We start from the raw sequence: 25,987 nt of genomic DNA, 5'->3' as shown, positions 1-25,987 counted from the left end.
TAGGCGAAATGAAAGGAAGTATATAAAATGAAAAAATTTTCAATCGTAATCGCAGGTGGCGGAAGTACCTTTACGCCAGGGATCGTTATGATGATGCTGGATAATATTGATCGCTTTCCAATTCGGAAGTTGAAATTATATGACAATGATGGAGATCGACAAGCTATTTTGGGCGGCGCTCTTGAAATACTATTAAAGGAGCAAGCTCCTGATATTGAATTTTCTTATACAACAGATCCAGAAACAGCTTTTACAGATGTCGATTTTTGTATGGCGCATATTCGTGTTGGTAAATATGCGATGCGTGAGCAAGATGAAAAAATCCCATTAAATTATGGAGTAGTTGGCCAAGAAACATGTGGACCAGGCGGAATCGCTTATGGAATGAGAAGTATCGGCGGCATGATGGAAATTATTGATCACATGGAAAAATATTCTCCAAAATGCTGGATGCTAAACTATTCTAACCCCGCTTCCATTGTTGCAGAAGCGTGCCGAGTGATGCGTCCAAAAGCTAAGGTTTTGAATATCTGTGATATGCCAGTGGGAACGTTAAGAAGAATGTCTCAAATCATTAATAAAAATCCTGGAGATCTAGAAGTCCGTTATTTTGGCTTAAATCATTTTGGCTGGTGGACGAGCGTAAAAGATAAAGAAGGACATGAATATCTACCGGAAATTCGCGAATATGTCGCTGAGAATGGCTACTTAACAAAAGTTGAAGTTGATACACAACACATGGATCAAAGCTGGCAAGAAACTCATAAGAAAGCTAAAGACTTGATAGCAGTCAACCCAAGATATTTACCAAATACGTATTTAAAATATTATCTTTTTCCAGATTATGAAGTAAAACATTCAAACTGTACTTATTCACGTGCAAATGAAGTAATGGATGGCAGAGAAAAAACGGTCTTTACAGCAGCTAAAAAAATAGTCGAAAAAGGAACTGCCGAAAACAGCGGATTCACCATAGATAGTCATGCGTCATTTATTGTAGATTTAGCACGTGCTATTGCCTTTAATACGCATGAAAGAATGCTGATGATCGTAGAAAATAATGGAGCAATCGCTAATTTTGATGATGACGCAATGGTTGAAGTTCCTTGTATCGTGGGCAGTGATGGACCAGAGCCGCTAGCTCAAGGTAAAATCCCAGCATTTGAAAAAGCCTTGATGCACCAACAAGTAACGGTAGAAAAATTGGTTGTGGAAGCCTATATTACTGGAAGCTACCAAACATTGTGGCAAGCATTAACACTTTCCAAAACAATTCCAAGTGCAGAAGTTGCTAAAAATATATTGGATGAGTTGATTTTAGCTAATAAAGGTTTCTGGCCAGAATTGAGCTAAAAAGAGTATAATGAACTAAGCGAGAAAAGTGGAATACGCTCACCTTTTCTTGCTTTTTTAGTGGAAATAAATAATATGAATTTTCTGGTTTTGATGATAATTGGCGGAAATCAAGAACAGCTGAAACTGTATATTCCGGCTCCAGTAATTTTAAAATTTTTGACGATTTGTTATTTTTCCACAAAATTAAAATTATTTTTAAAAAAAGGTAGTATGATCGGCAATGAATTCGGTTCAAAGCAAGGAGGGTCAAAAAATGATAAAGCAGCAAAGATATACGATTGGAGTCGATATTGGCACAACAAGCACGAAAGCCGTATTGTACAAAGAGGATCTGCAAGTAATCGATAGTACTTATATAGGATATGACATTATTCAAACAGAGATAGGCATGGCAGAACAGGATCCAAAAGTGATTTTCCAAGCTGTACTTACGGTTATTCGATCGTTGATGCAAGAAAACAAGAGCATCAGACAGCAAGTGGACTTTATTTCGTTCTCAAGTGCTATGCACAGTGTCATTGTTGTGGGTGAAGAAGATGAATTGTTGACCAATTGTATTATATGGGCGGACAATCGTCCAGCAAAGCTGGTTGCACAATTAAAAAAAACTTCGGATTGGAAAGCAATATATCAGAAAACGGGGACGCCAGTTCATTCTATGACACCACTGAGTAAAATCATGTGGCTGAAAGAATATTTCCCTGGTAGCTTAGAAAAAGCCAAAAAAATTATCGGTATCAAAGAATACATTTTATACCAATTGACTGGAGAATACAAAATCGATTATTCGATTGCTTCAGCAACAGGACTGTTTAATATCCATGAGTTGACCTGGGATAAAGATATCCTAAAACTTGTTGGAATTGAAGAGTCTATGTTAGCTGAACCAGTTGATGTGACTTATAAATGGGATGCTATCCGAGCATCCTATGCTGAAGAAATGACGATCGATCCAAAAACGAATTTAGTGATCGGTGCTAGCGATGGCTGCTTATCCAATCTTGGCGTAGGGGCATTAGAACCTGGTGAAACAGCGATCACGATCGGTACTAGCGGAGCAATCCGAATGGTAACCAACCAAATTGTATTGGACGAAGAAGGCAGAACATTTTGCTACTATTTGTCCAAAGGTCGATGGGTCATCGGCGGCGCTGTAAATAACGGCGGCAATGTGATGGCCTGGTTGATAGCTGTCTTTTTCCCAGAAGGAAAGCGACAAGTGGGCAACGCTGTCGAAACAGAGTTGGAGCAGCTCAATCGACTTGCCGAAATTGTCGCTCCAGGTGGGGATGGACTGTTCTTCTTACCTTATTTAAATGGTGAGCGTGCACCATTATGGGAATCAGAAGCTACTGGCAGTTACATTGGCTTAGCTTCTCGTCACGCTACTGGACATATGGTAAGAGCAGCAATGGAAGGCGTCTTATTTAATCTTTATGAAGTCTGGCAACTTATCCAAGAAGTTGGAGGACCATCTAAAACGATTAAAGTAACGGGTGGCTTTTTGAACTCGCCTTTGTGGAAACAGATGCTTGTAGATATATTCGACAGAGCGATGCAACAGCCGACCAGTTTTGAAAGTTCTTGTTTAGGTGCAGTAATGTTGGGAAACTTAGCCGAAGAAATCTCGGGAAGTTCCTCACCACAAAAGAGTGCTGGTTTGCTAAAGGACAGAGAAGAAACGGGAATCTGGCTGCAGCCTAATGAAAGGACCGCAGAAAAATACCGGAAGATTATTCCAATTTATCAAAAAACAGCTAAAGAAATGAGTAAAGTTCGTAAAATTATGATCGAAGTTGATTAAGTTAAATCAGCAAAGAGCCTAATAAGAAGACCAGTCAATAGTTTACAGAGTAGGGCATCCTACTCTGTTTTTTGTTTAGAAATAATCGACTCTTCAAAGATTAGTAATAAAGAGATAAGAAAGAATGGAAAGGGTCTAATCGGTAAAAGAAACTATGCTATACTAAATTTGAATTTGCAGGGCATACTGTAATTGGAAAAATGAATAATGGCTAGTGTAGGGAAAGGATGAAGACCCGGAATGGATTACAAAACATTAATGGATACGGCTATACTAGCAGGGAAAATCATGTTAGAAAGTAACGCTGAAACCTATCGTGTAGAAGACACGATGAATCGTATTTTAAAAACATCAAAATTTGAAACAACCGAAGCATTAGCAATGACAACGGGACTAGTTGCTACTTTAGATGACCCTAGTATCGATGACCCAATCACGATCGTCAAACGGATCAGCATACGAGATATAAATTTAAACAATATTACCAAAGTAAATACTATTTCGCGCCAATTGACCAGTGAGAAAATAACGATTCCAGAGGCGTATGCGGCCTTGCAGAGTATTGGGGAAGTACAGTATAAACGGCTCTACAAAGATATTGCTACAGCAGCTTTAACGGCTTCTTTTGCATTATTATTAGGTGGCGGTTTTTTTGAAATACTTGCTGCTGGAATCAACGGCGGTTTATTGGCCCTAGTACTAAAAGGTGAAAAAAAATTAGATATGGGATCATTTGTACGAAATGTTTTATCATCTGCTGTTATATCAGTAGGTGCGGTATTGATGCAGTCCTTTATTTTCCCAACAGTCAATATGAATATAGTAATAATAGGTACGATCATGCCATTAGTACCAGGAACAGCTATTACGAATGCGATCCGAGATACGTTACAAGGGGATTACATGTCTGGCGGGGCTAAAGCTCTAGAGGCATTTGTAGTAGCCTTGTCCATTGCTTTGGGAGTTGCGATCGGACTTGTTATTGGAGGTGCATTGTATTGATCAGTCAAATCATAGGAGCTTTTCTAGCAGTTTTGGCAGCTACTATAATTTTGGAAGCCCCAAAAAAACATATTTTTTCAGCAGCCATTGTAGGAGCTGTGGGCTGGGGAGCTTATTTACTTTGTATTGGATTACTAGGATCTGTTTTAGCTACATATATTTCAGGGTTAGTGATCTCTACCCTATCACATGTTTTCTCGCGGATATTTAAAGTTCCAGTAACGATTTTCTTTTTACCTGGTTTTTATCCATTAGTTCCAGGCTCAGGTATGTATTTGACAGTCTATGAATTTATTCAAGGCAATAATGCATTAGCACAGGGGCATCTGCAAAATACGATGCAAGTAGCAGGGATGATTGCATTGGCTATTTTTACTATGGATACGATTTTTAAAGTAATAACAAGAGTCCAGTATATGAAAAAAGCAGACTAGATCCTATAGAAGAAGCCAAAATCACGGTTTGTGATCTTGGCTTCTTCAGTTTGTCGGACAAAGTCTGATTTTTAAAATTGATTTTTTAATTAAATGAGCGGATCAATAGCCTGATGCTCATTGATATACGTTGCAACAAGATTCGTATACTCGCTCATCAAGGCTTTAATGATCGGATTGTTGGTAGAGTGTAAAGTTAGATCTCCAATTGATTGGATAGGCAGAATGTTATTTCCGGTTCCTGTAATAAAAGCTCCATCAATTTCAACTAATTTTGAGACAGAAATGTTTTCTTCTATGACTTCAAGACCTAACATTGCACATAATGCCAATGTTTTTTTTCGAACAATACCAAGTAGTACATTTTTGGCAGGAGACGTATATAACTTATTGTTTTTGACAATAAACAAATTTGAACGGCTGCCCTCTGTCACATGGTCGGTTTGATCAACGAGCAACACTTCATAGGCCTGCTGTTTTTCTCGCTCAGCTAAAACGGCTTTCTGATAATCATTGCGCAAAGTCTTGATGGTTGGATCGGTTCTTTCCATTTTAAATAAGGTCGTATGCATACCGTTTAGATAATAAGCTTGTGGTGGGTAAACGGTTTTTGTGAAAAAAATCAATAATCCTTTTGAAGCGTTCAAAATAAGTTTGATATTTTTATGGGTAACCTGGTTTATTGAAATCAGTTGGTAAATACGCTGCGTTATCGCAGCATCTGAATCTTTCAAAAACAAATCTGTAGCAGCAGCGGAAGCTTTGAACCGTTCTAAATGATCTTCTAAAAAAAGAGCGATCCCTTGTTGAACGCGGATAACTTCATAAATCGTTTTCCCTTCCAATTGGTTAAAAACAGTGGTATCCTCTACAGGTGTTTTTTGGTCGTTTATAAAATAAAAGCTTTCTTCTACTTGTTCCATAATGATCTCCCTTTTGTATGAAAGAATGAGTTGATTTGTTTCTTCTATTGTAATGAACTCATTGTAGAATTAGCAAGAATTATATGAATGTATGACAATCTGATCAATTAAAATAAATTAAAAGATGTAATATAGAGGAGAAATAATAATGTTAGAAGATATAAATGATATGTTGGAGCACCATGAAGTAAAACCAATCAGTAAGCAACGTCATTTTGCAGTGCTGATCCCTTTGATAAAAGTTGATGACGAAATCCATCTTTTATATGAAATACGCAGTAAAAAAATCTCTCAACCGGGCGAAACGTCTTTTCCTGGTGGAAGAGTAGAAGCGGGTGAAACGTATAAAGAGGCAGCTATTCGTGAAACAATGGAAGAATTGACTATTTCAAGAGAAACCATCCAAATTTTAGGCGAAATGGATTACATTGTGAATGAGCAAGTGGTTATTCGAGCTTTTGTGGGAGAACTTAAAAATATCAAGCTAGAAGATATCCAATTTAATGAAGAAGTAGAGAAACTATATACCGTTCCGCTAACTTATTTTTTAGCTCACAAACCTATTTATTATAGTGCCAACGTAAAATTAGAACATGAAAAAGATTTCCCTTTTGACCTGATACCAGGAGGTGAGAAATACAACTGGAAGCAAGGAAAGCATGCTGTACCATTCTATACTTTGAATGAACACACATTATGGGGATTTACAGCCAGCTTCACAGATCACTTTATAGAGTTACTAAAGCAGCACAAAAATCGGACGAAAAAGAAGACGGAAAATTAGAGAAAAAAGAGTGGGAAATAATAATTAAAAAATATACAATGCATTTTATTTGCTGTATAATATATCGTGTGAGATATATTATTGGGGTGGATTGCATACATAAAACAAGCAATTTAGTTCATTATTTTAAAAGAAATAGCTATTTTAAGAGGAGGATTCAACATGTTTTTAGCATGGAAAGAAATTAAACATTCAAAAACCAGATTCGCTTTGATTATTGGGGTCATGGTATTAGTATCTTATTTGGTTTATTTTTTGACCGGATTAGCGTATGGATTAGCACAAGATAATCGGACAAGTGTGGATAAATGGGAAGCTGATGCCATTGTTCTAACCGATGAATCAAATACCAACATCAATATGTCAATGATGACCTTTGAACAGGCAGGTAAAGTCAGAGCAGATGAAACAGCTTTGCTAGGGTTAGCGCCTAGTGTAATTAGAAAAGCAGGCGAAACAGGCGAAGCAGCGAAAATCAATGTTACTTTTTTTGGAGTCGATGCAGATGAATTTATTATGCCTGAAGTTATCGATGGGCGAGCATTTGAAAATAATGATGAAGTTGTGGCTGACATCAGCTTGAAAGAAGAAACTGGTATTGAATTAGAAGATACTATTCAACTTGCTGGAAGCGATAAAGAAGTGGAAGTAGTGGGGTTTACTGAAAATGCTAAGTTCAGTGTGGCACCTGTTTTATATACTACGATTGCTGCCTACCAAGAAGTACGCTTTGAAGCAACTGATGATTCAGCCAATGGTCGAATCAGTGCAGTAGTGGTTCGCGATGCAGCAGAATCTTTTGACGAAGTGGTAGCAGATTCCGAAAAATTAGCCGCTTATTCTATTGGAGACTATATTTTAAAAATACCTGGGTATAACGCTCAAGTATTGACATTCGGCTTAATGATCGGTTTCTTGATTGTGATCGCAGCAGTCGTTATTGGAATCTTTATTTATGTATTGACTTTACAAAAAACGAGTATGTTTGGCGTTATGAAAGCCCAAGGAATTTCTTCAGGCTATATAGCGAAGTCAGTTGTAGCACAAACATTCTTATTGTCTACTATCGGGGTCGGAATAGGTTTGATTTTAACGCTTATCACATCCCTTGTTCTTCCGACAGCGGTCCCTTACACTACAAATGGGTTGTTTATTGCAGGAATAACAGCGCTACTGATAATAATAGCTGTTTTAGGAGCATTGTTCTCAGTAAGAACGGTTGTTAAAATCGATCCACTGAAAGCAATCGGATAAAAAGGAGGAACACGAGATATGAAATTAATCGAATTGGAAAACGTAAGTCGTTCGTTTGGTGAAGGACATAAACGAGTAGATGCATTGAAAGACACCTCTTTTTCTATAGAAGAAGGAGAATTCATTGCCATTATTGGCCCAAGCGGTTCAGGGAAAAGTACACTTTTGACGATTATCGGAGGTTTACAGATGCCTTCAAAAGGCACTGTTAAGATAAATGAAAAACCATTCAGCAACGTTATTGAAAAAAAACGAGCTGCTTTGCGCTTCAAAGAGATTGGATTTATTTTACAAGCATCCAATCTGGTTCCTTTTTTAACGGTAAAAGACCAACTAAATTTGGTGAATAAAGTCGAAAAGTCAAAAGTAGATAAAGAAAAACAAGAAAAATTACTAGAGGAACTAGGCATTCTTGATTTGAAAGACAAATATCCTAGCGATTTATCAGGTGGAGAGCGTCAACGTGTAGCTATCGCTAGAGCTTTATATCATGATCCATCTGTCATTTTAGCAGATGAGCCAACAGCTAGTTTAGATTCTGAAAAGGCATTTGAAGTAGTTGGAATATTAGCACGCGAAACGAAAAGTAAGAAAAAAGCCACAATAATGGTTACTCACGATGAACGATTGATCAGTCAGTGTGATAAAGTGTATGTTATGCAGGATGGTATTTTAACATTAAGAGAATCCGACTAATCTTAGTTCAAGATGAAAAAAATCAATTTAATGGAAGGGGAGCTTTATTTGGATGAAACGACATTTGTCCGATCATTAGAAGACCAGTTGTGTTTTGAAGTATACAAAGCTTCGAACGGATTTTCAAGAATGTACGGCAGAGCGTTGAAGTCATTTGGGATAACTTTTCCTCAATACCTTGTTTTACTAGCATTATGGGATGAAGATCATATCTTCATAAAAAATATTAGTGATCGATTAGGGATGAGTATCGGAACATTGAATCCCATACTCAATCGATTGACAGCTCAAGGTTGGATCCAAAAAGTAGCCTCAGATAGTGATAAGCGAGCAGTGGTCGTCACATTAACTGAAAAAAGTCAGCAATCTAAAAAAGCTATTTCAAAAGCAATCTTAAATGAAATCATTCAGTGCGATCTAACGGACATAGGTAATGAGGCATTCAAAAGGGGTTTGAAATCGTTGAATAATGAGTTTAAAAGCTTAGAAGAAAGAAATGATGTTAAAAACTAATGATTGTTCTAGCTTTTTGGTCTGACATTGGGAAATAGCGGTAACTAATATTTGGATCGAACTAAGGCTTGTTGCACTTGCTTAAATAATAGTCCGCTTAACGAAATGGTTTAAATCTACCAGATCACTAGTTTTAAAAAGACAATAACAGAAATTAAAAAGACCGGTCATTCTATTCGCGTAGAATGACCGGTCTTTTTGTTGAATAGAGATGAGAGTTTAGCTGTTGACAAAAAACGGTTACGAGTGTAAACTTAAATCATTGAAACGATTACGAATGTAGTCGAAAGAAAGAGGGAATCACGATGATCAGCAAAATCAAACCCAATATTTCAGATGCTGAATGGGAGATCATGCGGGTAGTTTGGGCGAACCAAACCGTGACCAGCAAACAAATCACAGAAATAGTAAAAGAAAAAATGAATTGGAAACAAGCAACAATAAAAACATTGATCGGCCGATTAGTTGAAAAAGAAATGTTGAAAACAGAAGCTGTTGGCAATAAGTACTTATATAGTCCACTCATTTCTGAAGAAGAGAGCTTGAAGAGTAAAACCAGCGATTTCTTTGATCACCTATGTAATCGGAAAGTTGGGACAACTATTGCCGATCTTGTTAGGGAAGCAACATTGAGCCATACGGACATTCAAATGTTAGAGGAACTTCTACAACAAAAAAAAGCCGAAGCGGTCGATGTTGTTCCATGTAATTGTATACCGGGGCAATGCGAGTGCCAGAATCATAAACATAACGGTTAATAAAAAGGGGTGAATGGAATTGATCGAAAAAGCATTTAAGATTGAAGGTATGAGTTGTGCATCTTGTGCTCAAACCATTGAAAAAGCAATGAGAAAGATGACAGGAGTAAAAGAAGTAAGTGTCAATTTAGCTACTGAGAAAATGCATGTTAAATATGATGAAGCCAGTCTTACAGATAAAGACATCAAAGAAGCCGTAAGCCAATCTGGCTATAAAGTCGCACCAGATACCAAAAAGAAAACCTTTGTGATCGAAGGGATGACCTGTGCATCTTGTGCTCAAACAGTTGAAAAAGCTGCTGGGAAATTACCCGGCATCATGAGTGCTAATGTTAATTTAGCGACAGAAAAAATGGCTGTTCAATATAATCCAGAACAATTGGTCTTATCTGATCTTACCAATGCTGTTAAAGAAGCCGGTTATGAAGCTCATGAAGAAATTGAAACAGGGGATGCAATCGACTTAGATCGTGAAAAAAAAGCTCAGCATATAAAGGATATGTGGCAGCGGTTTTGGATATCAGCAGTGTTTACCATTCCGTTACTGTATATTTCAATGGGACATATGTTAGGAATGCCTTTGCCCGGAGTAATCGATCCTATGATGAATGCCGGATCGTTTGCTTTAATTCAATTGATTTTGACATTGCCTGTTTTAGTTTTAGGCAGAGAGTTCTTCATAGTAGGCTTTAAGGTTCTATTCAAAGGCCACCCCAATATGGATTCACTTGTTGCGTTAGGAACGAGTGCAGCCTTCTTATATAGTTTAGCTGTAACGATAGGCATATGGATAGGAAATACGGAGATAGCGATGGATCTTTATTATGAATCTGCGGCCGTTATTTTGACATTGATCACGCTTGGGAAATACTTTGAAGCTCTTTCAAAAGGAAAGACATCTGAGGCGATAAAAAAATTAATCGGGTTGGCTCCTAAAAAAGCTAGAGTGATAAGGAACGAACAAGAAGTTGAACTGGCCATTGATGAAGTCCAAGTAAATGACATCATCATCGTTAAACCAGGTGAAAAAATGCCGGTCGATGGGGTCGTTGTTGAAGGGATCACTTCAGTAGACGAAGCGATGCTGACTGGAGAAAGTATCCCGGTTGAAAAAACAATTGGCGATGCGATCATTGGAGCCAGTATCAATAAAAACGGAACGATTCAGTACAAAGCTACAAAAGTCGGCAAAGATACAGCATTAGCTCAAATTATTAAGCTGGTTGAAGACGCACAAGGTTCAAAAGCGCCAATTGCCAAACTAGCCGATATTATTTCTGGATATTTCGTACCAATTGTGATCGTGCTAGCTGTTTTATCTGGATCAGCTTGGTATCTAGCAGGAGAATCAGGCGTGTTTGCTTTAACGATCGCCATTTCTGTATTAGTGATTGCTTGTCCATGTGCACTAGGTCTAGCGACACCGACCGCTATTATGGTCGGAACAGGTAAAGGGGCAGAATACGGCGTTTTAATTAAAAGTGGTGGAGCATTAGAAAAAACACATAAGATCCAGACGATCATCTTTGATAAAACGGGTACGATCACGGAAGGAAAACCTGAAGTGACAGATATCCTAACCGTGAATGGAATGACGGAAGATGAATTGCTCGTTCTTGCAGCATCTGCTGAAAAAGGATCCGAACATCCATTGGGAGAAGCCATCGTTCATGGAGCAGAAAAGAAAGCATTAGTACTTCTTAAAACGCACTCGTTTAATGCGATCCCAGGACACGGCATTGAGGTGACGATTGAGAATCAAACGCTCTTATTAGGCAATAAAAAATTAATGATCGACCGCGGGATTGCACTTGATGCAGTAGAAAAAACGTCTGACGCGTTGGCTGGAGAAGGTAAAACGCCAATGTATATCTCTAAAAATGGTCAACTAGCTGGCATGATCGCCGTGGCAGACACGGTGAAAGCAAGCAGCCTGAAAGCCATCGAAAAATTGCATGAGATGGGTCTAGAAGTAGCAATGATCACGGGTGATAATAAACGGACAGCTGAAGCTATTGCAAAACAGGTCGGGATCGATCGTGTTTTGAGTGAGGTATTGCCAGAAGAAAAAGCAAATGAAGTGAAAAAATTACAAGCTGAAGGAAAAACCGTTGCGATGGTTGGGGATGGAATCAATGATGCTCCAGCCTTAGCTCAAGCAGATATCGGGATCGCTATTGGATCGGGTACAGATGTTGCAATGGAATCGGCAGATATTGTGCTGATGAGAAGTGATTTGATGGATGTACCAACTGCTGTTGAATTGAGTAAAGCGACTATCAAAAATATCAAAGAAAATTTATTTTGGGCATTTGGGTACAACGTTTTAGGGATTCCAATTGCTATGGGACTGCTCCATATTTTTGGCGGTCCATTATTGAATCCGATGTTAGCTGGTGCCGCAATGAGTTTTAGTTCAGTTTCGGTACTGATCAATGCATTGCGCTTAAAAAGATTTAAACCTTCTTCTAAATAGAAGAGTTAAAAAAATTATAAGAAATGGAGCGATGAAGAATGAAAAAAGAATTGACGATCGAAGGTATGAAATGTGAAGGTTGTGCTAGCACAGTAGTTGAAAAATTCCAAGCTATTGAAGGTGTTGAACGTGTAGTCGTTGATTTAGAAAAGAAACAAGCTACCGTTGAAAGCCAAAATGAGATTGATGAAAAGGCGTTTATCCAAGCATTAAGCGATACAAACTACAAATTAGTTAAATAAACACCAAGAAAGGCTGGAATATGTCCAGCCTTTTTTTTATGGCTTAAATAAATCGACTTGCTAGATAAAACAAAGAAGAGTAACATATCAAGTATGTTTTAGGGGGAATGAAAATGGGAATCGATAATAAATTATTAACAGAATTTAAGAACCGATTTGATGCAGACAGCACAAATCAAGTAATTAAAGGTGCAATTGCAAAAGTAGGCATAAATGACGCTTCTTTAGATAATAACGTTTTAAGAAGGCACTCTTTTGAGTTTTCAAATGAAACAAAACGCGGAACAATGACGAATCAAAAGTCTAGTGGTCGTTGTTGGATGTTTGCGGCTTTGAATACGGCTCGAGTAGATACAATGGAGAAATTAAATATGGAAAGCTTTGAATTTTCACAAAATTATACATTGTTTTGGGATAAATTCGAGAAATCAAATTATTTCTTAGATAGCATTTTGGAAACACTCGATGAAGCTCAAGATTCGAGAATCATTTCTCATCTATTGATGGATCCAGTTCAAGATGGCGGACAATGGGATATGTTTTCAGGGTTATTAGAAAAATATGGTGCTGTTCCTAAATCAGCTATGCCAGAAACCTTTCATTCTTCTAACACAAGTAAATTAAATGAAGTACTGACATCTAAATTAAGAGAATTTGCTTGCCAACTGCGCGAAGGACATCATGCAGGATCATCATTAGATGAATCAACAGCTAAAAAAGAGAGTATGTTGTATTTTATTTACAGCGTACTGGTAAAAGCATTGGGAGAAGTTCCTGAAACGTTCGATTATTCTTATCGAACTAAAGACGGCGAATACTGTCGCATCAAAGACACTACACCACAAGCTTTTTTCAAAGAATATGTGGGTTGGGATCTGACAAACCTAGTGAGTTTATTGAATGCACCAACAGAAGATAAACCATTTGGTAGAGCATACACGGTTAAATATTTAGGAACGGTCAAAGAAGCTAAACCGATCCAATACATCAATGTACCCATTCAAGCTTTAAAAGAAGCAGCGGTTGCTTCTATTAAAGATAATCAACCAGTTTGGTTTGGTTGTGATGTAGGCAAAATGTTAATCAAAGATGCTGGTATCATGGATGAACATAGCTATCATTATGAATTGACACTAGGTGAGGGCAGTGGTTTGACAAAAGCTCAGCGTCTAGATTATGGAGACAGTCTTTTGACTCATGCAATGGTTTTTGTTGGAGTAGATCTAGATGAACAAGGCCAACCTTTAACTTGGAAAGTTGAAAATAGCTGGGGAGATAAAGTTGGTAAAAAAGGGATCTATTCTATGAGTGATAAATGGTTTGAAGAGTTCAATTACCAAATCGCAGTGGATAAAAAATATATTTCTGAGAAATGGTTAAAAGCTTTAGAGGAACCTACGATCGAATTAGAACCTTGGGACCCTATGGGTGCTTTAGCATTAGTTAAATAAATAAATGGATAACAAGGGTTGAAGAATTATTAACTTCATACCCTTGTTTATTTTTCTTTTTAGAGGATCAGAACAGGTTATAATCGATACAAGAAGATAATTTAAATAAAAATTAAAATTCGATTAAAAAACAGTTAGAAATAAAAAAATGTGTTATTATAGCTTATGAAGAATTTATTGGAAAATAAATTTTGCTTTTTTTTATATGAGGAGTGGAAAAGATGAAAAGAATTAAATTGGGATTAGTAGCTAAGTTACTGATAGCTATTGTTTTAGGTATTATTTTTGGTCAATTGGCGTTTTTACCAGATTTTATTATTCAGATACCCGTTACGATTTCTGCTATATTTAGCAGTTTGTTAAAGTTTATTATCCCACTAATGATTCTTGGATTTGTCGTAATTGGGATCGCAGATTTGACACAAGGAGCAGGGAAACTACTTGGGATCACGACATTGATGGCATATTCGTCAACATTGATTGCGGGGATTACCGCTTACTTTGTTGCTATAAATGTATTTCCTTTGTTTATTGATGCTAGTTTAAGTGAGGGTGTTTCAGGTGATCAATCAAGCCTTGAACCGCTATTTTCCATTCCTTTAGAACCTCTACTAGATGTCACTTCTGCCATCGTATTTTCTTTTATGTTTGGTATTTCTATTTCTTGGTTAAAGGGACAAGGTAAGGGGGAAACGATGTACAACTTTTTTAGCGAATTCAATTTGATTATCGTTAAGTTGCTTAGTTCGCTGATTATTCCTGGATTACCGATTTTTATATTTGGTAATTTTGTAAACTTGAGCTATGCAGGAAGTGTATTTTCAATTCTTTCAATTTTTTGGAAAGTATTTATTATTATTATCAGCTTGCAACTGATACTTGTAACAATCTTTTTTGTTATTGCAGGAGTCTATACAAAGAAAAATCCGTTGATTTTGATGAAAAACCAGATTCCAGGTTATATAACAGCTGTTGGAACACAATCTTCGGCGGCTACTATTCCAGTGAATTTAGAGATTGCTAAAAAAAATGGCGTATCGATTCAAATACGTGAATTTATTATCCCATTGGCTGCGACGATCCATCTACTTGGAAGTATCGTAACGGTGACTTCATGTGTGACAGCGGTACTTCTAATGTACAATATGCCCGCACAGTTCGGTATGATGGCAGGTTTTATCGCTATGTTAGGTGTAGCAATGGTAGCAGCACCTGGAGCACCGGGTGGAGCAATCATGAGCGCGTTACCTTTCATGACGATGGTTGGCATAGATCCTACGGGTACGCTAGGGAACCTTTTGATCACACTTTATTTGACACAAGATAGTTTTGGAACAGCAGCGAATGTTTCAGGAGATAATGCCATTGCGGTCATCATGGATAAAATTTATCATAAACATATTTTAAAAGAACCGATTGAATAGAACCAAAAAAGTAGACGTTTGAGCTTATAATGAGCAAAAACGTCTTTTTTTTGAAAAATTAATAGGTAATGTTCGTCATTAGATTGAATCATACAAGAAAAATGGTAATATACAGTTAAACAGAAATAATTTAAAACAAGTTGGAGGGATACCATTGGAATTTAAAACAGACGTACAGATCGCACAAGAAGCTAAAATGGAACCGATAGTAGGGATAGCTGAAAAGTTAGGGATCGATAGTGATGCTATTGAACAATATGGGAAATACAAAGCGAAAATTGATGAAACAGAAATTGCTGACTTGGCTACTAGAAAAGAAGGGAAATTGATCCTAGTGACGGCTATTACGCCTACACCAGCTGGAGAAGGTAAAACAACTACAGTAGTGGGATTAGGAGATGGTCTTCAAAAAATAGGCAAGAAAGCAGCGATTGCCTTAAGAGAACCTTCATTGGGACCAGTATTTGGCATGAAGGGCGGTGCAGCTGGAGGCGGTTATGCTCAAGTTGTACCGATGGAAGATTTGAATCTGCATTTCACAGGTGATTTCCATGCGATCGGAGCAGCTAACAATTTATTAGCTGCTATGTTGGATAATCATATCCATCACGGAAATTCGCTAGCAATCGATACACGCAGCATTACGTGGAAACGGGTAGTGGATATGAATGATCGGCAATTACGATTTATTGTTGATGGCTTAAATGGCAAAACAAATGGTGTCCCGCGCGAAGATGGATTTACTATTACTGTGGCTTCTGAAATTATGGCTATCTTATGCCTATCCATGAATATGGAAGAAATGAAGGCAAAGTTAAAAGCCATTATTGTAGGATATACCTTGACTGGACAACCGGTTACAGCTGGAGACTTAAAAGCACACGGAGCTATGGCTGTATTATTAAAAGATGCATTGAAGCCAAATATCGTTCAGACATTGGAGCATACGCCGGCTTTTGTGCATGGTGGGCCATTTGCTAATATCGCGCATGGGTGCAACAGCATCAAAGCAACAAGGTTGGCATTGAAATACGCTGACTATGTAGTGACAGAAGCAGGTTTTGGAGCTGACTTAGGAGCAGAGAAATTCATGGATATCAAATGCCGTTTATCAGGGATTGCACCAGCAGCAGTTGTTGTTGTAGCAACGGTTAGAGCTTTGAAAATGCACGGCGGGATGGCCAAAAAAGAATTGGTGACAGAAAATCTCTCAGCACTTGAAGCAGGGATGCCGAATTTAATGAAGCACATCGAAAATATGCAAACGGTATTTGGAATGCCGACCGTTGTAGCCATCAATAAGTTCCCGACAGATACCACAAAAGAATTAGCTTTAGTAGAAGAAAAGTGTCAAGCACTTGGTGTCAATGTTGTTTTATCAGATGTCTGGGAAAACGGCGGTAATGGTGGTCAAGATTTAGCTAGAGCAGTTGTGGAGTTGGCGGATCAAGAAAGTACCTTGACATATGCTTATGAATTAGAGGATGCGTTAGTCGATAAGATGACTAAAGTCGTTCAAAAAGTATATGGCGGTGAAGGAATCACGTTAGCTCCTGGAGTGAAAAAAGAAATCAACCGTTTAGAGGCTCTTGGATTCGGAAATCTGCCTATCTGTATGGCAAAAACGCAATATTCTTTTTCAGATGATAAGAATAAATTAGGGCGTCCAAAAGATTTCACCGTTACGATAAAAAAAGTGACTGTTTCTGCCGGAGCAGGTTTTATCGTTGTTTTAACAGGGGACATCATGACGATGCCAGGATTGCCTAAAGTGCCAGCGGCTGAATCGATCGATATTATGGCTGATGGCAGAGTCACTGGATTATTTTAATTCCTCTATAAGATAAAGAAGTCTTCAACCAAAATACTGGTCAGCTGTTAGGAAAAGAAACTTAGTTTTAATTAACGTTTACCAAAAAACAGGTTAGTTTTATACATTACCAAATCAATAAAATATAGGAATAGAAAGAGGCAATCAATGACAGAAAAAGAAGACAAGCAAGTCTCACGTCAGAAGATGATTTCTTTCTTGAAAAAAATCTCTTTAGAAGAAAAAGTAGTTATTGAAAAAAAGTTAGAGAAAAATTTATTTGATTCAAAAGAATGGAAAGCAGCTGAACGTGTCGGGGTGACGCTCTCTCAGGGATTTGAATGGAATACGCTAGGTATCATTGAACGAGCATGGCAAGAAGGCAAAAAGGTTTGTGCTCCAAAGTGTATCCCACAATATAAAGCGATGGTTTTTTATGACTTTACGAAATTGGAGCAATTAGAAAAGGGATTCCATCAGCTCATTGAGCCTAACCCTCAAGAGACAAAAGAAGTGAATAAAACAGATATCGATTTAGTTTTAGTCCCTGGTCTGATTTTTGATAGGACAGGATATCGGATCGGTTTTGGTGGAGGGTATTATGATCGCTTTTTAAAAGACTTCCCCAATCAGACGATTGCACTTATCTATTCAAAACAAGTACTATCAGGACTTCCAATCGAATCTTTTGACATACCTGTTCAAAAAATTATTACTGAAATAAATTCTTAATAAAAATAAACGGCTGTATAATTTTAGGTGTAGATAAATTAATTAAATGACACACTAAAAATTTGTGGCGGAATAGGGGTTGCTTGTAGCCTAAAATGAAGCACTGTGGGCAAATAACGCCCAAGTGTATCCTGTTTGTAAGCTGCTAAAGCAGCAACAACCATGACAACTTTCTTTTAGGCTTCAGGCGCTTCCATGGCTCCACAAGCAAAGCCGTATATTCCAGAAGAAATTTTAGCTTGAAGCATCCACACTATTTTACCTAGAACTAAATAAACCAAGCAGACTAAGGGAAAAAGTCTGCTTGGTTTATTCGTTGCGGTGTCATTTTACTTTGATAAATCGACTCCTAAATAGTCATTAAACAATTCATATATTTTTGGTTGTTGTTTTTTTAATGAAACAGGCCGGTTATTCTTATCTAAGAAACAATGTTTGCTTTCGCCAGTCGTTCGCAATTCACTGGTCAGTTTATCAAATATTTGGTAAGAGATATTCAAGCGAATACCATTAAATGCTTCAATTTTAGGAATAATATAAACGCGGTCATTGAAATAGACCATTGATTTATAGGTACAGGTAATAGCTAGAACTGGGACGATAATACCAAGTTTTTCCATTTGATCATAGCCAAAACCCATTTGATCCAACAAATTAGTTCTTGCTTCTTCAAACCAGCGTATATAATTTGAGTGATGAATGATCCCCATTTGGTCGGTTTCATAATATTGTGCTTGGTGTTCGTATAACGCGAAATTTCTTTCCATGTTTATGCCTCATTCCTATCTATTGTTTAATCATAGGATAGCATAAGTAAGAATATTATTTAAATAACCTTTTTTTAACGCGCAACTGAATAGAATAAAAATAGATCGATTTCATTTTCTTTACTTAGTGTTTTCATTGAATTATTCGTAGTATACTTATTGGGAAGACGAAATTAAAAAAAGCATAAGCAGGTATATTTAAATAAATGTTACAAAGGAGAATAGCGATGCGCTTATTACACACAGCAGACTGGCATATTGGGAAAATTGTCAATGAAATGTCGATGTTGGAAGACCAAGAATATTTTCTTGATCAACTCATTGAAAAATTGAAAACGGTAGAAGTAGATGCACTGATCATGGCAGGTGATTTATATGACCGTGCTATGCCTTCTAAAGGAGCAGTTGCCTTAGCTAACAAGGTATTGACTAGGATCGTTCAAGAAGTCAAAGTACCTGTTTTGGTTATAGCTGGAAATCATGATAGCAATGAACGTGTAGAGTATGGAGCAGATCTGTTGGCAACCAGTCAGTTGTATATTGAAGGAACGGTAAAAGAAGTGACACGAAAAGCAACTATCAAAGGCGTCAACTTTTATTTATTGCCTTTTGCGGACTATGCCTATATTAGAGAACTGCTGCAGGATGAGACGATCAAAAGCTTAGAAGATGCTGCTAGAGTACAAATCGAAATGATAAAAAAAGAAATGGACCCAGCGGAAATCAATGTTTTGATTGCCCATGGATATGTTATTAATTTGAGTAATGATACATCTGAAACAACTGAATCAGAAAGACCACTCAGCATTGGAACAGCCGAATATGTAAGTGTGGAGTTATTTGAAGATTTTGATTATGTCGCTTTAGGGCATTTGCATAAAGCTCAAAAGGTAAAACACGACCGGATACGCTATAGCGGCTCAATATTAAAGTATTCTAAATCAGAAGCTGTGCATAAAAAACAAGTATCATTAGTGACGTTAGAAAAGAATCATGTTGCTATCGAACCGATATATATCGAGCCAAAACGAGATATGCGGGTCATAAAAGGCTTGTTTGATACAATAATGGGACAGCAATCAGATGATTATGTCTTTTTTGAACTACTAGATGAAAATTTTGTTATGGATGCAATGAATCAATTGCGACGACGCTATCCAAACGCAATGGGCTTGGAATACGCAGCTAAGAAAGAACGAGCAGAAAGTATATCAGCCATCCATCAAGCACAGTTAGAAAAATTATCCGTTCAAGATATTTTTGCGGATTTCTATGCTTACTACAAAGAAAAAGAGTTAACGGTCGAGCGTAAAGACATTATTGACACTATGTTGCATCAAATGGAAAGAGGCGAATAAGATGAGACCATTAAAATTAGTTATGAATGCTTTTGGTCCTTATAAAGAAAAAGTCGTAATCGATTTCACTCAATTTCATCACCAAACACTTTTTTTAGTTAGTGGACCAACAGGAGCAGGAAAAACCACCATTTTTGATGCTATTGCCTACGCACTATATGATGATGCAAGTGGAACAAGTCGAGGGAAAGATTCCTTTAAATCACAATTTGTTTCAGATGATGTATTGTGTTTCGTAGAGTTAGAATTTGAATTAGCTGGAAAAAAATATTTTATAAAAAGAATTCCGGAACAAAAAGGCCCAGGAAAAAATGGAAAGTTGAAAAAGTGGTCATCAGAAGTTGAATTTCATCATAATGGAACAGTGACCACTAAAATCAAAGAAGCCAATAAAGAGATACAGGAATTACTTTCGTTGTCATATGAACAATTCAAACAAATCGTCATGCTGCCCCAAGGTGAATTTAAAAAAATGTTGGAATCCAACAGTGCGGATAAAGAAAAAATTTTTCGGAATATTTTTCAAACGGATACGATCAAAGAACTTCAATCTTTATTAAAAGATAAAGCTAGCAGCTTAAAACAAGGAATAGATCAGAATGAAAGTACCTTACAACAATTTGTTGGCATGATCGCTAAGGATACCAATGAAACATTAGAAGAAGCAATCCGTTTATTTGATATTCCGGTAATCATAACAGAATTGAGCCATTTAGTAGAAAGTCATCAAAAAAAGATCCATTTACTTGAAAAAGAGTTGATTGCACTAGATGAAACGTACCATGATAATCAACGGAAAATCGATTTGATAGCAGCTTTAGCTGTCCTTGAAAAAGAAAAAGAATCATTAGAAGCCAACAAAGAGCTGATCGAAGCGAAACGTTTGGGCGTATCTTTAGCAAAAAAAGCTGAAGAGTGTTTTGAAATAAAACAACAAGTAGAGAACATTTCCAATGAAAAAAGAGCCATTCAACAAGAGCTGATCAAAGAACAAAAGCAGTTAGCTGAAACGTCAGAGCGCTTACTAGAAACAGAGGAAAACTATCATGTACTACAATCAGCACACAGAGAATTGCCGAAGAAGCGAGAAGTTTTAGCGGATTTAAAAGAGCAAGAAAAACAACTTTGCGAACGAGCAGCTAAAGAAGAAGCTCGAACTGAGTTAGTGAAAGAGAATCAGAATAATCAACAAGTGATCCATGAGTTGAACAAGCAAGTGATCGCTGATGGAGCGCAGTTAAAAGAACAAGAGTATGAACTGAAAGAAATCCAGCAAGCTAAAACAAGCATTATGGAGAAACAACGCGAGGCAGGCAGTCTGCAACAAGAACAACATCAAACTAAAAAACAGCAAGAAGCGCTGATCGAGTTCAGCGGATATTTAGCCAAAAAAGACGCTAAGCAGGAAGAATTTCAAGAAATAGAAAATAAGTACACTCAAATAGAAAGTCACTACCAAGAGCAACGATTGACGTATAACCGAAATATAGCTGGAATGCTAGCTAGTGACTTGAAAGAAGAGCAAGAATGCCCTGTTTGTGGATCGCTGGATCACCCTGCTCCTGCAAAATTAGGTCGGAACTCGGTATCAAAAGAGGCTTTAGAAGAATCAGAAGCGCAAAAAAATGAAATAGGTAAACTGTTTGACCGAATCTCGATTGAATTGAAAGGATTAAGCGAAGCCATTCAATCAAGTGAAAAACAGTTGGCCATGCAACAAAGTGAGGTACCTGCTGAACAGGCTAAAATCCAACGACGATTGTCTGAGGAAGCTGAAAAGCAAGAAAAATTAACTGAAATAGTAAAAGCGTTGCAAAAAACCGTGGATAACGAGGAAACAGCAGAAAAAGAGAAACAAAAAACGGCACTTCAAGTAAGAGAAACAGAATCGAAAATCCAACTGCTAAAAGCTGCTGTTGAGCATAATGCAAAGCGCATTGCTGAATTAAAAGGTGAAATTGACACACTGATAACTAAACTAACGGCGACTAGTCTATCTGCGATACAAGTTCAAATTGATGAAAAAACAAATGAAATTAGTCATATCGAAGAAGGTTATAGCAAGGCACAAGAAAATAAAGTTGATTTAGAAAAATTGCAAACACAGTATCAGACAAGTACAAAAGCTTTTGAAAAACAATTGAGCACATTGATCGAGCGTGAGGTCGACATGCAAACAACGTTTACTGAACAGCTAGCAGCAAAGCAATTAGATGCTGCATTTGAAAAATATCTGTTGGGAAAAGAAATTAAACAGCAGTTGATCGAAGAAATAGAAGCTTTTGACAAAAAAAATTGGTTGAATCAAACTAATTTTTCGGAGAAAAGAACAGCTCTTGAAAAAGAAGGAACTGATCAACCAGTTGAAGGTTACGTAACGAAGAATCAAGAAATAGAACTGGAAAGTAAGACATTAAAAGAACAGCAACGTGAGCTGATTGGAACAGAAAAAACAAACCAATCTATTCTTTCTCAGATCCAACTGAACGATCATGCGAAAAAAGAAGAACAAGAAGAATATTTGCTATACAAAGAATTGTCAGAAATGGCTAATGGTTCAAAAGAAACAGACTATATCTCATTTGAACGCTTTGTCTTGGGGATCTATTTTGAAGAGATCATTGAGGCAGCCAATACAAGATTTACTCAAATGACCATTAATCGGTATGCTCTTATTCGAAATAAAGATAAAACAAAGGGTGCGGGCCCTAAAGGATTGGATTTAGATGTATTCGATAATTACACGGGTATGAAAAGAAGTGTCAAGACCTTATCTGGCGGGGAAAGTTTTAAAGCCTCTTTAGCACTGGCTTTAGGGTTAAGTGACGTGGTTCAAAATCGTAGCGGTGGAGTTAGCGTAGACACGTTATTTATTGATGAAGGTTTTGGGACATTGGATGCTGAGTCGATAGATAGTGCGATTGAAACCTTATTTGAATTAAATCAACGAGGTCGTTTAGTGGGTGTTATTTCGCATGTTGAAGAGTTGAAAACAAGAATACCAGTCCATATTGAAGTAACAAAATCTTCAAATGGAAGTTATGCTACGATCAAAGTCTAGCAAATTAAAAAGCAGGCAGAGAAGAAAAACTTCTCTGCCTGCTTTTTTGGCCAGGGCTTTCTCCTAGCAACTTTTTTTGTGCTTATGATAATAATAACTGTGGCTTGGTCTGTTCTTCGGAAATACTGAACAAATAATCTTGCAATGAACCAGAATAGATGGGTGCAAAGATAGGGAGTTGGCTTAGATCCTCAGGAGTAATAAAATGAGGTTCTTTTTCAAATTCATAAATGCCGCTTTCACTAAGAACAGATGCCACAAATTGCGAACAAAAGAAAGCATCTCTCCGATCAAAATCAACATTTAGGGCTAAGGTGACTAAACCAAGTAGATTATAACGATAAAGGCTTTGAGTCTCATTGTAGAAAGAGAGAAGTTCAACTAGATTTTCATAGTGTTGTTCCGATATCTCACAAGAATAGATAGTACATTGAGCTCTTAAAAAATAATGGCGAGATAGATCTTCTTCTACATAACCACCTGAAAAAGGATTATGCGCATACTTCCGGCCAAAACTATAAGGTTTTAGTAAAGTAGGCTCTAATGCAATAGAAGCATGGTTATAAGTTGCTTTGGTATATAATTTAATGGTTTTAGAAAGAATAGTATTTGTATCTGTTAACATAAGGTAAATTTTCATTATAAGACCTTCATCTCTTTACGTTTTATTTAATAAAAATCAGATAGACTCAATTTCTATTGAATTTAGGATAATTTGTAATTTTTTCATCTTTTAGAACCCATTTTTAGTATACATGAATCTCAAAAAAATTCTAGTAGGTTAAAGACTAAATTCATTTTAAATAATAGAATGAAAGCAAGCGGATGCTATATTTTAACACTTATAAATGAAGCGATTTTTCAAAGAAATTAAAATGAACATTGTTATATCAAGGCGTTTCGTTTGTAAAAAAAAGAATAAAGGGGTAGTATTTTGGATAGATAGAACTCAAATGTTAATTAAATACTCACTTTCATTTAATAAATAAATAGAAAGGATGGTTGGAAATGGGAGAAAGAAAACTAATTCCAATTGTAAGTGCTGCTGATAACAACTACGCACCATATTTGAGTGTCACTCTAAAAACGATTTTAGATCATCTTTCTGACGATTATGAAGTAGCTTTTCATATCATTGATGATCACATATCTGCAGACAATAAAAAAAAATTAGCAGACGTTATTTCCAATCATACGGCTACGATCGACTACTTAGAAGTTGATTCAGAATTGTATGCGAATGTAATGGAAAGCGATCATATAACACAAACAGCTTACTATAGGATCTCGTTACCAGATTTGCTTAAAGACAAAAATTATGAAAAAGTGTTGTATATAGACAGTGATGTTTTAGTATTAGATGATGTTTCAAAATTATATGAAACGGATATAGGAGAAAAAGCAGCAGGTGCTGTTGTTGATCCGGGACAAGCCTTAGTTCACCCTAGATTAGGAATTGAAACAGCTGACTATTATTTTAATTCAGGATTGCTCTTGATCGATTTAAACAATTGGCGCAAAGCAAAAATTACTGAAAAAACCTTACTATTTCTTGAAGAGCAAATGGATAAAATTATCTATCATGATCAAGATGCCTTAAATGGAACGCTTTATGGGAACTGGTATGCACTTCATCCAAAATGGAATGTTCAAACTTCCCTAATATTTGAAAGGCATCAACCGCCAAATGGTGAATATGCTAAGTTATATAAAGAAGCGGTTCGCCAGCCATCCATCGTACACTTTACGGGACACGATAAACCATGGAATTCAGCTGAATACCATCCCTATAATGAAAAATATTTAGCAGAATTAAGTAAAACACCTTTTAGCGATAGAAAAACCAAAAAAGATATGGTCAACTAGTTTTTTAATTTAACTTTTAAAGGATTAGAAGAGATATTCTTCTAAAAAATGTTAGTCCGATATCGTTCATAAATATGAATGAGTCAGGATCAGAAAAGCGGCAATTTTAAGGAGGAATCATTAATGGTTGAACAAAGAAGTATTTCAATTGTTTCGTCGAGCAATGAAGCATTTGTACCACATTTGGCAACGCTCTTTCTATCCCTTTTAACAACAAAACAAACAAATACAACGTTTCACTTTTATGTAATTGATGATGATATTTCATTACGGTCAAAATTCCTGTTAAATCGGACAGTTGGGGAATTCAATGCTAGAATCAGTTATGTTACGATTGACCCTACCGATTTTTCAGGCGCAGTAGAAAGTGACCGTATTCCACAAACCGCTTATTACCGTATCTCAATTCCGAATTTATTAAAAGAAAATAAACGTGCGATTTATATGGATTGCGATATGATCACGTTAGAAGATATTGAAGCCTTGTGGGAAGCTGACTTAGGTGAACAACTGTTAGGTGCAGTAGAAGATGCGGGGTTCCATGATCGGCTAGAAAAGATGGGAATTGAAAGTGAAACTGATCTTTACTTTAATTCAGGTCTTATGGTGATGGATCTAGAGAAATGGCGCGAAGAAAAAATAACCGAAAAAGTTTTAGGCTTCATTGAAAACAATCCTGGAAAATTAACATTTCATGATCAAGATGCATTGAATGCTATTCTACATGGCCGATGGTTAGAACTTGATCCGCGTTGGAATGCTCAAACGTACATGATGTTGCAAGAAAAGGAACATCCAACGATTCAAGGACAAGCAAGATGGGATGAAGCGATAAAAAAACCAGCTGTCATTCATTTCTGTGGGCATGCGAAACCATGGAATGCAGATTCTAACCATCCATTTAAAGAAAATTATTTTGATATTCGCGGAAAAACCTTTTTCCCAATCAAAAAAGAAACCAAATCACTCTAAGGAGCAGCAAGACAAATTCAACCATAATAGAGAGATGAGCTGGAACTTTTTGTTCCACTTCATCTTTTTTTGGTAGTTAAGTACAATACTTCAAATTCTTAAGATTATTTTTAAAGAGCTGACCGTAAAAAATGGTGAATAGCTTTTTACATAAATACAATCAGCGAGCAGAATAAGTGTATTCACTTTCTTAATCAAATATAATGTATAGGAGATCATAGGTTGATTTTTAAGAGCACGACTATTCAAAAGAGTCATATGAATAACTTTTGTACCGCTGATATTCTTGATTTAGTCTAAAGGA

General features: G+C 36.8%; 22 protein-coding genes. 19 read left to right on the top strand and 3 right to left on the bottom strand.

Features of this window, described 5'->3' with window-relative positions:
* Positions 1 to 27: 27 nt before the first annotated feature.
* From BR50_RS03140 to BR50_RS03125, 4 genes are all read left to right on the top strand, one after another.
* On the top strand, positions 28 to 1,353 hold the full coding sequence (locus BR50_RS03140; protein ID WP_034546198.1) for a 6-phospho-alpha-glucosidase: 1,326 nt from the start codon (positions 28 to 30) through the stop codon (positions 1,351 to 1,353).
* Between the two features lie 256 nt (positions 1,354 to 1,609).
* Complete coding sequence (locus tag BR50_RS03135; protein WP_034546196.1) at positions 1,610 to 3,160, top strand: gluconokinase; 1,551 nt, start codon at positions 1,610 to 1,612, stop codon at positions 3,158 to 3,160.
* Positions 3,161 to 3,400: 240 nt separating this feature from the next.
* Positions 3,401 to 4,162 (top strand): threonine/serine exporter family protein, encoded by a 762-nt coding sequence (locus BR50_RS03130; RefSeq protein ID WP_034546194.1) that lies wholly within the window; start codon positions 3,401 to 3,403, stop codon positions 4,160 to 4,162.
* Positions 4,159 to 4,596: a threonine/serine exporter family protein gene (locus tag BR50_RS03125; protein WP_051905721.1), complete on the top strand. Its 438-nt coding sequence runs from the start codon at positions 4,159 to 4,161 to the stop codon at positions 4,594 to 4,596. Before BR50_RS03130 ends, BR50_RS03125 begins: the two co-directional genes overlap by 4 nt.
* A gap of 89 nt (positions 4,597 to 4,685) precedes the next feature.
* Here the strand turns inward: BR50_RS03125 and BR50_RS03120 are convergent, their stop codons facing one another.
* Complete coding sequence (locus tag BR50_RS03120; protein WP_034546190.1) at positions 4,686 to 5,519, bottom strand: aminotransferase class IV; 834 nt, start codon at positions 5,517 to 5,519, stop codon at positions 4,686 to 4,688.
* A 148-nt stretch (positions 5,520 to 5,667) separates the two neighbouring features.
* Here BR50_RS03120 and BR50_RS03115 point away from each other — a divergent pair, with 148 nt between their 5' ends.
* From BR50_RS03115 to BR50_RS03065, 11 genes are all read left to right on the top strand, one after another.
* Positions 5,668 to 6,303: an NUDIX hydrolase gene (locus BR50_RS03115; protein WP_034546188.1), complete on the top strand. Its 636-nt coding sequence runs from the start codon at positions 5,668 to 5,670 to the stop codon at positions 6,301 to 6,303.
* A 162-nt stretch (positions 6,304 to 6,465) separates the two neighbouring features.
* Positions 6,466 to 7,557 (top strand): ABC transporter permease, encoded by a 1,092-nt coding sequence (locus BR50_RS03110; RefSeq protein WP_034546186.1) that lies wholly within the window; start codon positions 6,466 to 6,468, stop codon positions 7,555 to 7,557.
* Between the two features lie 18 nt (positions 7,558 to 7,575).
* Entirely contained in the window at positions 7,576 to 8,253 is a 678-nt protein-coding gene (locus BR50_RS03105) for an ABC transporter ATP-binding protein (protein ID WP_034546183.1), read from the top strand.
* A 48-nt stretch (positions 8,254 to 8,301) separates the two neighbouring features.
* Entirely contained in the window at positions 8,302 to 8,766 is a 465-nt protein-coding gene (locus BR50_RS03100) for a MarR family winged helix-turn-helix transcriptional regulator (protein ID WP_034548911.1), read from the top strand.
* Between the two features lie 305 nt (positions 8,767 to 9,071).
* Positions 9,072 to 9,524: a CopY/TcrY family copper transport repressor gene (locus BR50_RS03095; protein ID WP_074200275.1), complete on the top strand. Its 453-nt coding sequence runs from the start codon at positions 9,072 to 9,074 to the stop codon at positions 9,522 to 9,524.
* Between the two features lie 19 nt (positions 9,525 to 9,543).
* Positions 9,544 to 12,000, top strand: a complete 2,457-nt coding sequence (locus tag BR50_RS03090) for a heavy metal translocating P-type ATPase (protein ID WP_143298375.1) — start codon at positions 9,544 to 9,546, stop codon at positions 11,998 to 12,000.
* A gap of 38 nt (positions 12,001 to 12,038) precedes the next feature.
* Entirely contained in the window at positions 12,039 to 12,242 is a 204-nt protein-coding gene (locus BR50_RS03085; RefSeq protein ID WP_034546177.1) for a heavy-metal-associated domain-containing protein, read from the top strand.
* 113 nt (positions 12,243 to 12,355) lie between these two features.
* Entirely contained in the window at positions 12,356 to 13,693 is a 1,338-nt protein-coding gene (locus BR50_RS03080; RefSeq protein ID WP_034546175.1) for a C1 family peptidase, read from the top strand.
* Between the two features lie 221 nt (positions 13,694 to 13,914).
* Positions 13,915 to 15,117, top strand: coding sequence for a dicarboxylate/amino acid:cation symporter (locus BR50_RS03075; protein WP_034546172.1), 1,203 nt, complete (start codon positions 13,915 to 13,917; stop codon positions 15,115 to 15,117).
* A gap of 154 nt (positions 15,118 to 15,271) precedes the next feature.
* A complete protein-coding gene (locus BR50_RS03070; RefSeq protein WP_034546170.1) occupies positions 15,272 to 16,948 on the top strand; it encodes a formate--tetrahydrofolate ligase in 1,677 nt (558 codons plus the stop codon).
* Between the two features lie 147 nt (positions 16,949 to 17,095).
* Positions 17,096 to 17,659, top strand: a complete 564-nt coding sequence (locus tag BR50_RS03065) for a 5-formyltetrahydrofolate cyclo-ligase (RefSeq protein WP_034546168.1) — start codon at positions 17,096 to 17,098, stop codon at positions 17,657 to 17,659.
* Between the two features lie 329 nt (positions 17,660 to 17,988).
* Here the strand turns inward: BR50_RS03065 and BR50_RS03060 are convergent, their stop codons facing one another.
* On the bottom strand, positions 17,989 to 18,426 hold the full coding sequence (locus tag BR50_RS03060; RefSeq protein WP_034546165.1) for an acyl-CoA thioesterase: 438 nt from the start codon (positions 18,424 to 18,426) through the stop codon (positions 17,989 to 17,991).
* A 227-nt stretch (positions 18,427 to 18,653) separates the two neighbouring features.
* Between BR50_RS03060 and BR50_RS03055 the strand changes: the two genes are divergently transcribed.
* Both BR50_RS03055 and BR50_RS03050 read left to right on the top strand, forming a co-directional pair.
* Entirely contained in the window at positions 18,654 to 19,784 is a 1,131-nt protein-coding gene (locus BR50_RS03055; RefSeq protein ID WP_034546161.1) for an exonuclease SbcCD subunit D, read from the top strand.
* Position 19,785: 1 nt separating this feature from the next.
* Complete coding sequence (locus BR50_RS03050; protein WP_034546158.1) at positions 19,786 to 22,845, top strand: AAA family ATPase; 3,060 nt, start codon at positions 19,786 to 19,788, stop codon at positions 22,843 to 22,845.
* Positions 22,846 to 22,927: 82 nt separating this feature from the next.
* Here the strand turns inward: BR50_RS03050 and BR50_RS03045 are convergent, their stop codons facing one another.
* Entirely contained in the window at positions 22,928 to 23,485 is a 558-nt protein-coding gene (locus BR50_RS03045) for a hypothetical protein (protein WP_034546154.1), read from the bottom strand.
* Between the two features lie 368 nt (positions 23,486 to 23,853).
* Here BR50_RS03045 and BR50_RS03040 point away from each other — a divergent pair, with 368 nt between their 5' ends.
* Entirely contained in the window at positions 23,854 to 24,711 is an 858-nt protein-coding gene (locus BR50_RS03040; protein WP_034546151.1) for a glycosyltransferase family 8 protein, read from the top strand.
* Positions 24,712 to 24,834: 123 nt separating this feature from the next.
* Complete coding sequence (locus BR50_RS03035; protein WP_034546148.1) at positions 24,835 to 25,683, top strand: glycosyltransferase family 8 protein; 849 nt, start codon at positions 24,835 to 24,837, stop codon at positions 25,681 to 25,683.
* The last annotated feature ends 304 nt before the right edge of the window (positions 25,684 to 25,987 follow it).

It is taken from the genome of Carnobacterium alterfunditum DSM 5972 (assembly GCF_000744115.1).
Taxonomy (GTDB): domain Bacteria; phylum Bacillota; class Bacilli; order Lactobacillales; family Carnobacteriaceae; genus Carnobacterium_B; species Carnobacterium_B alterfunditum.
The sequence above is the reverse complement of the archived record's forward strand: the minus strand, read 5'-3'. Positions and strand labels throughout refer to the sequence as shown.

Bases quoted from the DNA above. Each gene is read 5' to 3' on its own strand.
- BR50_RS03140 (WP_034546198.1), top strand. From the start codon at position 28: ATGAAAAAATTTTCAATCGTAATCGCAGGTGGCGGAAGTACCTTTACG.
- BR50_RS03135 (WP_034546196.1), top strand. From the start codon at position 1,610: ATGATAAAGCAGCAAAGATATACGATTGGAGTCGATATTGGCACAACA.
- BR50_RS03130 (WP_034546194.1), top strand. From the start codon at position 3,401: ATGGATTACAAAACATTAATGGATACGGCTATACTAGCAGGGAAAATC.
- BR50_RS03120 (WP_034546190.1), bottom strand. From the start codon at position 5,519: ATGGAACAAGTAGAAGAAAGCTTTTATTTTATAAACGACCAAAAAACA.
- BR50_RS03115 (WP_034546188.1), top strand. From the start codon at position 5,668: ATGTTAGAAGATATAAATGATATGTTGGAGCACCATGAAGTAAAACCA.
- BR50_RS03110 (WP_034546186.1), top strand. From the start codon at position 6,466: ATGTTTTTAGCATGGAAAGAAATTAAACATTCAAAAACCAGATTCGCT.
- BR50_RS03105 (WP_034546183.1), top strand. From the start codon at position 7,576: ATGAAATTAATCGAATTGGAAAACGTAAGTCGTTCGTTTGGTGAAGGA.
- BR50_RS03095 (WP_074200275.1), top strand. From the start codon at position 9,072: ATGATCAGCAAAATCAAACCCAATATTTCAGATGCTGAATGGGAGATC.
- BR50_RS03085 (WP_034546177.1), top strand. From the start codon at position 12,039: ATGAAAAAAGAATTGACGATCGAAGGTATGAAATGTGAAGGTTGTGCT.
- BR50_RS03080 (WP_034546175.1), top strand. From the start codon at position 12,356: ATGGGAATCGATAATAAATTATTAACAGAATTTAAGAACCGATTTGAT.
- BR50_RS03075 (WP_034546172.1), top strand. From the start codon at position 13,915: ATGAAAAGAATTAAATTGGGATTAGTAGCTAAGTTACTGATAGCTATT.
- BR50_RS03065 (WP_034546168.1), top strand. From the start codon at position 17,096: ATGACAGAAAAAGAAGACAAGCAAGTCTCACGTCAGAAGATGATTTCT.
- BR50_RS03060 (WP_034546165.1), bottom strand. From the start codon at position 18,426: ATGGAAAGAAATTTCGCGTTATACGAACACCAAGCACAATATTATGAA.
- BR50_RS03055 (WP_034546161.1), top strand. From the start codon at position 18,654: ATGCGCTTATTACACACAGCAGACTGGCATATTGGGAAAATTGTCAAT.
- BR50_RS03050 (WP_034546158.1), top strand. From the start codon at position 19,786: ATGAGACCATTAAAATTAGTTATGAATGCTTTTGGTCCTTATAAAGAA.
- BR50_RS03045 (WP_034546154.1), bottom strand. From the start codon at position 23,485: ATGAAAATTTACCTTATGTTAACAGATACAAATACTATTCTTTCTAAA.
- BR50_RS03040 (WP_034546151.1), top strand. From the start codon at position 23,854: ATGGGAGAAAGAAAACTAATTCCAATTGTAAGTGCTGCTGATAACAAC.
- BR50_RS03035 (WP_034546148.1), top strand. From the start codon at position 24,835: ATGGTTGAACAAAGAAGTATTTCAATTGTTTCGTCGAGCAATGAAGCA.